This is a genomic window from bacterium, from assembly GCA_040753555.1.
GTDB lineage: Bacteria > UBA9089 > UBA9088 > UBA9088 > UBA9088 > JBFLYE01.
Genome location: JBFMDZ010000254.1, coordinates 1 through 2,602, shown reverse-complemented (window position 1 = coordinate 2,602; position 2,602 = coordinate 1). Strand labels below are relative to the sequence as shown.

At 31.2% G+C, this 2,602-nt stretch carries 1 protein-coding gene; it reads left to right on the top strand.

Translation table 11 applies throughout. The features are described from left to right. The first annotated feature begins 263 nt into the window (after positions 1-263). The gene (locus AB1630_12105; GenBank protein MEW6104536.1) at positions 264-2,492 is read left to right on the top strand and encodes a glycosyltransferase family 39 protein; all 2,229 of its coding nucleotides are present in this window, start codon (positions 264-266) and stop codon (positions 2,490-2,492) included. Positions 2,493-2,602 lie beyond the last annotated feature (110 nt).

Sequence of the window (2,602 nt, the reverse complement as noted above, 5' to 3'; positions counted from 1 at the left end):
TCCATAGAAAAGGCAGCAAAGATAGCGGGTGTTTCCATATCAAAGATAATGGATATATTTAAGGAATACGGAGTTTCTACAAACTTAGAGTATGAGGATTACCTAGTGGGGTTAAATGGATTAAGAAAGGTATGGTAAAAATAAAGAGCCATTTAAGACAAAGGATTACATCTTTGGCATTTTTGTTTTCTTTGTCTCTTTTGGGGTTTATTTGCATACCCTAACGATTGACTTTTGAATAAAGACAGGATATAATTGAGATTGTGAAAAGGAAAAAACCTGCTAAACATAAGAAAATTAAATTGCCTTTTTTCCTTACCAGAGAAGTCATTATTGTTGCAAGCCTTCTTCTTGTTGCCCTTATCTTTCGCCTTATCTATCTTTCCCACCTTAAGGCAAATGACCCTGGGTTTTATAATCCTTCTCCGGGAACAGATATGCTTACTTATGATAATTATGCAAAAGAGATCATAAATGGCACATTTTCAGAGAAGTCGCCATATTACTATGGACCTCTTTATTTTTATTTTCTTGCCCTAATCTATAAAATCTTTGGTATAGACCCATATATTCCAAGGCTTATTCAGATGATCCTTGGTGTATTTACAACCTTCCTTACCTACCTTATTGCAAAAAAAGTTTTTAATAAAACTGTAGGCTATATCTCCCTAATTATCTCAATTCTTTATGGAATGTTCTATATCCACGAAGGTGTCTTGCTTATGGAATCCTTGGTAACATTCTTGAATACATTATCTATCTTTCTCCTCTTAAGAATAGAGGATAACCCCTCTTACAAAAACCTTGCTTTGGCTGGAATTGCATTAGGTCTTTCTGCCCTAACCAGGGCAAATATCTTGCTCTTTGTCCCATTTATTCTTATCTGGATGCTAAAAAACTCAAAACTAAAAACTAAAAACTTAAAACTATTAAGCTATGGCTTTCTTTGCTTAATTATCCTTTTTACCATCTCTCCTGCAACCATAAGAAACTACCTTGTATCAGGCAGATTTGTCCTTATTTCAACCAATGGGCCAGTTAATCTTTGGATTGGGAATAATCCACATAGTGAGGGATGGTTTGCCTATCCTCCACCTGAATATTCAGAAAAGATAGCAAAAATGGTAAAAGAAAAAGGTGATAAAGCATATATAGAGGATGTAGTAAGGTTTATTAAGAAAAATCCAAAGCAATATCTTAAGCTTTTATCCAAAAAGTTTTCTCTCTTTTGGGATACGGCAACTGTAGAGATTGAGAATAATATAGACCCTAAGTTTTTAAAAAAGATTTCTTGGATATCAAACATAGCCTTTTTAAACTTTGGATTTGTAGCCTCCCTTGGCCTTTTAGGAATACTTTTTTCTATAAGGATTTGGAAAAAATGCCTTTTACTCTATCTTTTTTGTCTATCTTTTATGATAGGAACGATTCTATTCTTTGTCCTAGAAAGATATAGGATTGCCTTTCTTCCTTCTCTTATTCCATTCGCTGGTTTTACACTTTATTGGTGGTATAAGAAGATTAAGGCTAAAAGCTATCAGACTATATCTCTATCTTTAATCCCCCTAATCCTTTTTCTTTCTTTAACCCGCCTACAAGCAATTTATAGTGTATTAGCCCCTTATATCTCTCCTTTTGGGTTTCATATTCAAAGAGAAGATACAATTGTTATTAGGGATAATAGTGGAATGATTCGTGGAGAGAATTATTATTCTATCCAATCCTTGTCTGATATTATAAAAAAGGAGTTGATAATCAGAGAAGATATTGATAACTTTAAAGAAGTTTTACTCTTTTTTTGGTATCATTTGTATACATATTCTCAAGAGCCAATATTGATATTTGAGGTGAATGGGAAGGAAAAAAAGGTTATTATTAAACCCACCTCCTCATTAGTTACCTTTAATACAATATATATCAATCCCAAGAATCTTAAGCAAGGAATAAATACAATCATTATAAAACCAAAGATAAAATCAGACTTTATTTTAAAAATTAAGATTGATTCTATTTATTCCTTTAGAAGATCATATTTTTTAGAAAATGGCGAATGGAGGAGCTTAAAAAAAGGAGAATATATGATTGGATTCTTTTTAAACCCAGAAAGATCAGCAAAGGGTCATATAGCCCAAGGGATAGAGTATTTAAAAAACAAGATGTATGATGAGGCTATCTTTGAATTTAAAGAGGCTTTAAAAAGGTCTTCTGATTATCCAAATCTTCATTATAATCTTGGATTAACCTATGAAATGAAAAAAGAATTGGATAAGGCTATCTTGGAATATAAAAAAGAAATTGAAATATCTAAAAAAATCAATTCAGAACCAGAAGATATTATAAATATGCATAATTCTTTGGCAAGAATCTATTATAAAAAAGGAATGGTAGAAGAAACCATAGAGGAATGTAAAAATATCCTTGCTCTTGATCCTAAAAATACCCAAGCTTACAATAATTTAATAAACCTTAAAAAACCTGGAACTTACCCATAAGTTTGTAGAAACAAATCCTGCTTAGGTTTTTAACACTTTATTTTATTCAAAAAGAGAAAAACTAAAATTTTATCTTTAAAAAAAAGGAAAAAATGCCGATATATTAAATA